General features: G+C 38.3%; 7 protein-coding genes. 1 reads left to right on the forward strand and 6 read right to left on the reverse strand.

Translation table 11 applies throughout. The annotated features are described in order from the left end of the window. Window positions 1-167: 167 nt before the first annotated feature. From FC65_RS06120 to FC65_RS06145, 6 genes are all read right to left on the reverse strand, one after another. A complete protein-coding gene (locus tag FC65_RS06120; protein ID WP_056971949.1) occupies window positions 168-1,847 on the reverse strand; it encodes a glycoside hydrolase family 13 protein in 1,680 nt (559 codons plus the stop codon). Window positions 1,848-2,012: 165 nt separating this feature from the next. Further along, window positions 2,013-2,960: a LacI family DNA-binding transcriptional regulator gene (locus tag FC65_RS06125; RefSeq protein ID WP_010498807.1), complete on the reverse strand. Its 948-nt coding sequence runs from the start codon at window positions 2,958-2,960 to the stop codon at window positions 2,013-2,015. A 195-nt stretch (window positions 2,961-3,155) separates the two neighbouring features. Beyond that, entirely contained in the window at window positions 3,156-3,827 is a 672-nt protein-coding gene (pgmB, locus tag FC65_RS06130) for a beta-phosphoglucomutase (protein WP_056971950.1), read from the reverse strand. 2 nt (window positions 3,828-3,829) lie between these two features. Further along, window positions 3,830-6,094, reverse strand: a complete 2,265-nt coding sequence (locus FC65_RS06135; RefSeq protein WP_056971951.1) for a glycoside hydrolase family 65 protein — start codon at window positions 6,092-6,094, stop codon at window positions 3,830-3,832. Window positions 6,095-6,375: 281 nt separating this feature from the next. Further along, on the reverse strand, window positions 6,376-7,776 hold the full coding sequence (gene nhaC, locus FC65_RS06140) for a Na+/H+ antiporter NhaC (protein WP_010498798.1): 1,401 nt from the start codon (window positions 7,774-7,776) through the stop codon (window positions 6,376-6,378). A 415-nt stretch (window positions 7,777-8,191) separates the two neighbouring features. Then, window positions 8,192-8,473: a hypothetical protein gene (locus FC65_RS06145; RefSeq protein WP_010498797.1), complete on the reverse strand. Its 282-nt coding sequence runs from the start codon at window positions 8,471-8,473 to the stop codon at window positions 8,192-8,194. A gap of 400 nt (window positions 8,474-8,873) precedes the next feature. Between FC65_RS06145 and FC65_RS06150 the strand changes: the two genes are divergently transcribed. Beyond that, window positions 8,874-9,428, forward strand: a complete 555-nt coding sequence (locus FC65_RS06150; protein WP_056971952.1) for a GNAT family N-acetyltransferase — start codon at window positions 8,874-8,876, stop codon at window positions 9,426-9,428. The last annotated feature ends 451 nt before the right edge of the window (window positions 9,429-9,879 follow it).

Below are 9,879 nucleotides of genomic sequence, written 5' to 3' on the forward strand. Positions count from 1 at the left end.
CTACAAAACAGAGCGGAGCGTGACGGGAGAAAGCGAGTACTAACAGACTTTCACACTAGAATGCGGTTTTTTGCATTGTGATATGGAAGGTCGTTAGGCACATACTTCTGCCGTATACAGCTCAAGTAAAGCAACAAACTCTATAAAACTGTCTTTAATAATTTTGCTTATCTTTCTAAAACAATCGTTCCATAAGGGTCCAGTTTTATTTTGGCAGTAGTATGATCTACTTTGACTTGGCTTTTTAATTGTATCCGTAAATCAGAACAGTCTGCGGGAAGAGCTACTTCTTGTTCTTTAGCTGAAAGATTGCAAAAAATATAAGCCTGATGGGTATCAAAAGAACGTTTATAAGCATAAACATCCCTATTAGATAGGTCAAAAACTATCTGACCAACTGTATACAGCTGTTTTTGTTTCAGAGATAAAACTTTGGCATAAAAGGCTAATACACTATTTGGATCTTGCTTCTCCAATAAGACGTTTGCACCATTTCCTTTTGCACTGAGCCACGGGTCCTGGTCGGAAAAACCAGCACTCACTCCATCAGTCCATTGCATTACACTGCGAGCCCCCATCTTATGACTGGCTGACAAGCTCTTAAGTAACTCAATATGTTCGAAACCTTTCTCTGTCCCAATTTTCATAAATTCTAAAGCGTTGGGATCTTCAAATTCAGCTGGATCAGTTAAGATCCCTGCAGTCATGCCTAGTTCTTCTCCATAGTAGATACATGGGATACCCCGTTGTAAATACATTAAAACTGCTAACATTTTGGCAGCATTATTTTGTTGGTCAGAAGCAACCATCAACTTGTCCAAAATACGCGGCAGATCATGATTGCTCCAATACAAAGTGGGATAACTCCATCCCTGTAGGACCGTTTGCCATTTGACCATCGTTTGCTTAAATTTGACTAAGTCTAATTTGTGCGGTTGTCCTTGCTCGGGAATAGCAGTTGAAAACTGTTGATCTTGGTCATCAGAAAAATAACGGAAAGTTACCACACTGTCACACATTGAACGTTGCGGATCCGTATAACTCTCAACTAAGTCGATATCAGCACTAGCCGCTTCTCCCAAGATGAAAATATCTGACTTTAATTTCCTTAACTCTTGAATAAACTCCGACAGATAATTCTGCACTTGAGGCAAATTTGCATAAAATTCTTCCGCTAGTTGCGGTTCGGTGCTATCTTTAGAAAACACATTCTGTTCAAAATTTGCTTTAGCAGTATGGATGAAAGCATCTAACCTAAAACCATCAATATCGTGTTGCAGCCAAAACTTAGCAACATCGACCATGGCTTGTCGTACTTCTTGGTTAGCCCAATTAAGATCCGGCATTTCCTTAGCGAAAAGATGAAAATAATAATCATCAGTCCCTGCTGGGTCTTTTTCCCAGACACTTCCCCCAAAAAAAGAAGCCCAATTATTAGGTAGCTGATTGCCTTTTCCTTTTCCCCACAAGTAATAGTCACGATAGATACTATGTGGGTTAGCTGCAGCGTCTTTAAACCACGGATGCTGATCTGATGTATGGTTTAAAACAAAATCCAGAATCAATTCCATGCCTTTATTATGCACAGCCGCTACCAAATTATCGAAATCCTCCATTGTGCCCAGTATTGGATCGACCATGAAATAATTTGAAACATCATATCCGTTATCGATTTGAGGAGAAACAAAAATCGGATTCAACCATAACGTATTGACACCTAATGCTTTTAAGTAATCCAAGCGTGTGATGATACCATTTAAATCCCCGATCCCATCATGATTTGAATCCATAAAACTCTTTGGATAAATTTGATAAATAATCCGTTCTCCATTCGAAAATGCTTTCATTTTTGTTCCTCCCTCGCTTCAACTATTTTAAATTTAATAAATCGTTCCAGATAAAGCAAGATAATTTCTGATGTTATCGATAACAAGTTTTACTTACTATTTAGCCAAGAAAAAAGTCCTGGGTACCACGACCTAAGCCATTTTTTTCGAATATTTTTTTGCTCTTCACTTTGTCGTTCCTCTAACCACTAATTGCGGCTCTATGACACACTTTCCTTGTAACTGATTTCCATTGTTGATCTTGTCAAGCAACATCTTGGCACATAGTCCTCCCATTTTGCTGACCTCTTGTTTAATAGTTGTTAATTTAGGAAAAGCTACTTGGTCTAAAAAAACACTATCGTGCCCGATCACTCCGTACTGCTCAGGAATACTGCCTTTTTGAGCAATGATCGCCCGTTCGATCCCCAGTGCCAGACGGTCCGAAGCACTAATAAACACAGTATTTTCTTCAAACTCAGACCAGTGTTCACTGATATAATTTTGAATCTGCGTAGAATGATTCACGCTCCGAATAATTTGCGGCTCCAATCCATTTTCTTGCATAACTTGAATGTAGCCTGCTTCACGTGAATATTCAAATGGTTCAGCCAAATCGATCCCGACATAGATCAAATGCTTATAGCCCCTTTGAATAGCGTAACGTGTTCCGATCTGGCCGCCCATTTTGTTATCAGAATCAACAAAATCATAACCATACCTATTTTCTCCAAATAATACAAAAGGAAGAGTTAATTCTTTGATCCACTGATAATCTTCATCGCGCATTCCTGTTATAATATACCCGTCACAAGTTCCGATCTCAAAACTGTTTTCCGTTACAAGCTGCAGTGCATATTGGTGTTCTTCTAATACTTTTGAGATCCCCGTCAATAAATTCATATAATATGGTTCAACCGTCGTCATCTCTTCTAAAACCAACAGCTTAATGATCTGTGTTCGATTATTGACTAATGCCCTTGCCATTGCATTAGGATGGTAATCTAAGCTTTGCATTGCTTGATATACTAGTTGTTTGACCTCTTCAGTCACTTTATCAGGGTGATTGATCACACGAGACACGGTCATTCGTGAAACATGTGCCTGATCTGCCACATCTTTTAAAGTTGTCATCAACAAACCCCTCTTTAAATTGGTTATCCAACATTTTTTCTATCTATAATCATAGATTCTTTTATGATTTCATTCAATATACTTTTTCTCGCACTGAACAAACTATCTGCCTAAAGCCGCCTAGTTACTAACCATGCCCGGCGCACCATTAAAAATAACTGCCAGTATACACTGCCAGTTACCTTTATCAATATTTTAATTCTTTTGTTTTTGATCAAACAAATTTTTAAGCAATCCATAATCCAATTCTACAGTTGAGGGAATCACTAAATCTGCTTGGCCAAGTTCATTTGGATCACCAACACCAATTGCGATGACCCCCGCGGCCTTAATGGCAGTTACACCAGCCACTGCATCCTCAATTCCTATGCATTCTGCTGGCGCTAGGTTTAATGCCTCAGCGGCTGCTAAAAAAATATCTGGCGCAGGCTTACCATGAGCTATTTGTCTTGGATCAGCGATTGCTGCAAAGTATGAATTTAAGCCCAATTTTTCTAAAATAAGCGGTGCATTTTTAGATGCTGAAGCAATTGCACTTAAAACATGCTGTTCTTTTAGTTCTCGCAAAAAAGTTGTGATACCAGGTAAAATGTCATCCTCAGTCAATGCGCTGATTGCTTCAACATAATACCTATTTTTTTCATTAGCCAACTTTTCAATTTGTTCAGCACTATATTGCTCTTTAATACCTGCATAGTTCATGATCCTAACTAATGAGTCAACTCGACTGACACCTTTCAACTCCTGTTCAAATTCAGCTGGCAAATCGACCGCCAACTTTTCTTTAGCAAGTTTTCTCCAAGCCGCAAAATGAAACTTGGCAGTATCGGTCAAGATCCCGTCCAGATCAAATAATACACCTTTCATTGTCATTTTGCCTCCATCTCAACTACTATCGGCTTACCATTTAGTATAATTTCCAGCGGCTTGCCCGTCAGCAAGCTGAGCTTTGTCCCTTTTTTGTCGACAGTTACGCTGAGTAATCTTCCTCTGAAATTAAGTCGGAAAGAATATCCATCCCACTGCTGGGGTACGAATGGCGCAAGTGCAAGCTTATTATTTTTAACACGCATTCCTGCAAATCCTTGTACGATCGCCAACCAGGAACCGGTCATTGAAGTCACATGCAAACCATCATCAGTATCATTATTATAGTTATCTAAATCTAAACGGGCAGTCCGAGAATACATTTCAAAAGCCTTTTCTTCTTTATGCAGGTCAGCCGCTAAAACGGCATGAGTAGCTGCCGATAAGCTCGATTCATGAACAGTCAATGGTTCATAAAAATCGAAATTCCTTCTTTTTTCTGACTCACTAAAACGGTCGATGAAATAATAAATTCCTTGTAAAACATCTGCTTGTTTAATATATGGCGAACGCAAAATATGATCCCAGGACCAGTGTTGATTAAGGGGTAATTGTTCTTGTGGCAAGTCTTTAACTGGTGTTAAGTCTTTGTCCAAGAATGTGTCATGCTGCACAAAGATCCCAAGTTTTTCATCAAATGGTAAATACATATTTTGACTGATCTGTTGCCATTTTTGCCGTTCTTCATGCGTTAAGTTGAATTCTTGAATTTTTTTGGCTGAAACTTCTTGAGCAATTTTTTCAGTATATTCTAAACACCATTTTGCCAAGGTATTGGTATACCAGTTATTATTGACGTTATTCTCATACTCGTTTGGCCCGGTGACACCATGGATCATGTATTTTCCCTGACGTTTGGAAAAGTGAACCCGGTCAGCCCAGAAACGGGCGATACCAACTAATACATCAAAGCCGTCATTATGAACGTATTCTTGATCGCCAGTATAACGAGTGTAATTGTAAATTGCATATGCAATCGTTCCGTTTCTATGGATCTCTTCAAAGGTGATCTCCCATTCATTGTGACACTCGATCCCGTTAAAAGTTACCATCGGGAAAAGCGCACCATTTAAACCTTGCTCCTGCGCATTATGATAAGCGCCGCTTAGCTGATTATGGCGATACTGTAACAAGTTACGCGTCACATTTGCAGGTGCTGCTCCCAAATAAAATGGCACAGCGAAAGCTTCTGTATCCCAATAAGTCGCTCCACCATATTTTTCTCCAGTAAAACCTTTAGGTCCAATATTCAACCGGCTGTCATTGCCATAGTACGTTGAAAAAAGCTGGAATAAATTAAATCTGATCCCCTGTTGTGATTCTTCATTACCGCTAATAATAATATCTGATTTTTCCCAACGCTTTTCCCAAATATCTTCGTGGTCCGAAAGTAGTGTTTCAAAAGATTTAGCCGCTTGTTCTTTGCTCAAATCAGCAGCTGCTTGTTCGATTTGCGCTCGGGTAGCATAATCACGTGAAGTCGTTACAATAACCTTTTTTTCAAACTCAGCTTGGTCATTTGCATTCAATTTTTTCTGCCACTTGGCAGACACCATCTTTGTCTCCTTGGTTTGCGTTTGATACTCCAATGAAGTCTGATGAACTGCCTTCATAGCTACAATAAAACGCGGTGTTCCAAAATCATTTGGGATCGTTTGGGCAGTCATCTGCAAGCTTTCTCTGTCAGTATTTTGCCCCAAAACATTCCAAAATTGTTCATCATAATTAGCATCTTCGTTATACACATTTGCATTGATCATCGAAGTCACGTTAAGTACAACCGGCTTTTCGCCTAAATTCTTGAATTTCAGACGATTAGTATACAGTTCTTTACAAGCCACACTAACAAAGCGTTCTGACTCAACCTGAACTTTAGCATCTCCTTTGTAAACTATAAAACTTCTTGTCAACAGGCCGTGCTTCATGTCTAATTCCAAAGAAAAATCTGTAAACTTATCTTTAGCAAGATCTATTGATTCTCCGTTGACTTGAAGGTCCAAGCTGACAAAATCAACAGCATTGATCACCTTGCCAAAATATTCTGGATAGCCATTTTTCCACCAACCTACACGAGTTTTGTCCGGATACCACACGCCACCCAAGTATATACCTGGGTGAGTATCACCAGAATATTTTTCCTCAAACATTCCTCGCATTCCCATGTATTCATTTCCAATGCTGGTAATACTTTCCTGCAACCTTTTATTTCCTTTATCCAAAGAATGAGTAACGATTTTCCATGGGTCGATTTCAAAAATTCTTTTCATCCCCGTAGCTCCTTTTCTCATTTCTATCTTAAAATATAAGCAAATGAACCTTACCTATTCACCTGCTAGATAATTATTAGTCAATAATGGCAACGCTATATTTACCAAATTTATAATAGCATTGCCCAAACGGCGGAACAATCGTTTTCTAGCCTGTTTTAATAAGCCTCGCGCTATACTTGCAATGTTACCGATAACAGAATTTTATAAAAAAAGCTGAAACAATTATCATTGAGAATAATTTGTTCCAGCTTCGCTGATTTTCTATTTTCCTTTTAATGTTATTTCTCTAAAATTAATTGCTCGCCGCTCTCTGTTTTCAAACCAATACCTGTTGCTGCACTCAACAAAGTAAACAATGGGCACAAAAGGATAAAGAACGCAAATGGTAAGTAAGATAACGTTGGAACGCTCAGTGTATTAGCAATAAACACTCCTCCAACACCCCATGGGACCAAGTAATTGATCACAGTACCTCCGTCTTCAAGTACTCGTCCTAAAGCAGCAGCGGTCAACCCTCCCTTTCTAAAAGTCTGTTTGAAAGCACGACCGGGTAAAATAATGGATAAAAATTGCTCACCAACAAAAAGATTAACACCAACACAAGCAACAAGCGCAGCCAGGACCAGCTTAAACGGGCCGTTTAACTTATGGCCTAGTGGATCCATAACAGTTGCAACTAAGCCAAAATGAACTAACAAGCCTCCAAGAGCTAATGTTAAAACGATCAATGCTACTGTCGGCATCATACTTTCTATTCCTCCGCGTGATAACAAAAGATCGACTTGTCTATTTGACGTTTTGGCAACATAACCCTTAATAATGATATCAGCAACTTTATTCATGCTAAGTGCCTCGTGGCTTACGAACATAATTCCTGTTGAAACCAAAACATTTAACAGCATTGTCGGAATAGCTCCCATTTTGAAAAATGCACAAATAAAGATCAACATGATCGGTAACAATGTTAAAAATGAAATATGAAAGTTTCCCTGCAAAGCAAAGATCGTAGCATTGACCTTAGACAGATCTGCTCTGTCATGTCCTAAACCCAAAAACGCCAAAATACCAGTCGTCACAACAGCCGCTGGTAATGTTGACCAGAGAATAGTCTTCATATGATCAAATAAACTCACATCAACAACAGCTGCGGACAGATTATTGGTTTCAGACAGCGGAGACAACTTATCACCAAATATACCGCCTGAAATAATTGCACCAGCAACAATTGCTGGATCGAAGTTCATTGTGACGCCAATGCCAAAAAAGGCAATACCGACCGTAGAGACCACGGTAAAACAACTGCCAACTGCTGCTCCAACGACTGCGCAAACCAAGAATACTGTTGGTAAAAACCAACGCGCATTTAAAGCCTGAAAACCATACACCATCAATGTTGGGATCGTACCAGCGGCGATCCACGTGCTGATCATTGCCCCGATCAAAATAAACATTACGATCGGAATGATACCCTTGTCGATCCCATCTTGAATGCCGTCATTGATCTCTTTCCAACTAGCACCTTTTAATTTTGCCCAAAAAATAACGACTGTCATTGCCAATAATATTGGTACTTGTGGCGACAATTGCAGACCGATCATGCCGAACCCCATGATTGCCAGCACTAACGACAATATAATGATTGCTTCAAACAAACCTAATTTTAAATTTTTTCTCGTCATATTAGTTAACCTCTTTTTTGTTATTCTTTCAATAAGTCTAAATATATTGGTTAACTAATATCGAACTATTCCTCCGTTAGTTGCTCTTAACATACTTCAAAATTCCTTTCTTTTAGGCGCAAAAAAACCGCCCCTATTGCAAACTGCATGCAATAGGGACGGTTTTTACCGTGGTACCACCCTTTTTGTGTACGATCAGTACACCACTCACTAGAAGATAATGGATTCTAGTTATTGACCAGTATCATTTAAATTACGGTATTTCGCACCTTCCACCCTGATTGGTTCGCAGCGACCACCAACTTCCTGACACCCAGATAGAAGAACTACTTCATGTAATTGACCTTTAAGATATTATTTCAAAGTTTAAAATGAAAAGGCAAAAAAAGCAAGGCCTCAAAGAAAAAAATTAAACTCAACGAGATAATTCGATTTCTTTGACTAGATAACTTTTTTCAATATATGCTAATAATTTTTGACACCAATAAGGATCTCCTATTCCCTGCTGGATTTTTAATTGCTCTGTATTAAATTTATCAACAACGTCTAAGAAACTCAAAACTTCGAGCATCGATAATTGAAAACATCGATCAGGAAAGACATCAGCAAGAAAATCTTGATAAAGTACCAAGGTGTGCAAGTCTAAGCGTAAGTCAAACCGGCCACAACGTGCAACTAAAAAAGTTTTTCTTGACATGATCAAAGACCTTCTTCCCCAATTTTTATCACAAACGCTGACATGTCAGCGATGATACCGCAACCATTATTTTACCACATATTTACTGGTTTTATACCACCTGACGCCCTAAAACTAATTATTTTATAACTATTTGAATCGGGTTATTCATTTATTTCACAACGATCCAAACATAAAAGTCAGGACCTTACGTTAATTTTTTCTAATAATAGACACAAATTGTTTGCAAGTTGCCTGTTTTTCAGTAAAATACTTCTATGCGTTTTAAAGTATAGTCATAAGACATTATTTTTAACTCGTTCTCACTCTCGCGAGAGCTGAAAAACAGTTTATATCTATAAACAAAACTCTTGAGCTTAAACTGACTTGTGACTGATTCTTTTAGAAAGAGGGTACAAAATTGAAATTAAGACAAGCAAAGATGAACGATTTAGAGCAAATTATCGAAATTTTAGCAGACGGACGCGACCAACTTGCTGAAAAGGGTGTCGACCAGTGGCAAGGTGAATACCCTTCACGCGATCACGTAAAATACGATATTGAACACGGCTTTGCTTTTTTAGCCAAATCAGATGATCATCAAACAGTTGGCGCTTTATCATTAGTTCCTGCACCTGATCATGCCTATGATGATATGCATGGTAACTGGTTAACAAACACCGATAGCTACATCGTGATCCACCGAGTAGCGATCCATTCAGCTCATGGCGGGCATGGCTATGCTACTCAGCTTTTCGAAAAAGTGATTGAAGAGATCTCAAACAATCATCCGTCGATCGATAGCATCCGGATCGATACGCATAAAAACAACCAGGCTATGCAGCACGTGATCGCCAAAACCGGTTTTAACCATGTCGGTGAATTAGTCGGGGTTTATGGCCCAACAGATGAGTGTTTTGTCTACGAAAAAGTTATTGAACATCAAGTTAAATCTAATATACAAATTGCTGGTTAAAAGTTACTGTAATTTATAATTTTTATAAATGGTCTGCAAAATAGCAGGCCTTTTTATTTTTCACAAAAAATTTTTTTACACTTCAAGAATATATTGTGTGCAACCTTCAACAATGATTTTTAGATTGTGAAATTAAAATTATTAGACTTTTTTACTTTAATTACAACATTTTGTGTGTTACTTTTAACCCATAGAAAGCATTGATGATTCATATATTTCGGACGTCTGTTTGATGTTAATGCAACTATTTTATTTAACATTTGAATATAAGCTTAATTCTAAAAATTATTTATTTTTCTCCAAAATTGATCACTTTGTGAGAAAATCAGCAGTTTGTTTTAACAACTATTTATGTAGGTATTGCAAGGAAAGATGGTACAGCTTGTTTTGTAGTTAAGCTGCGCATGGCAAAAGGTTGCACCTAACCAACTTCCACACTACAATGCTGAAA

Source organism: Ligilactobacillus acidipiscis DSM 15836, from assembly GCF_001435755.1.
In the GTDB taxonomy this organism is placed as follows: domain Bacteria; phylum Bacillota; class Bacilli; order Lactobacillales; family Lactobacillaceae; genus Ligilactobacillus; species Ligilactobacillus acidipiscis.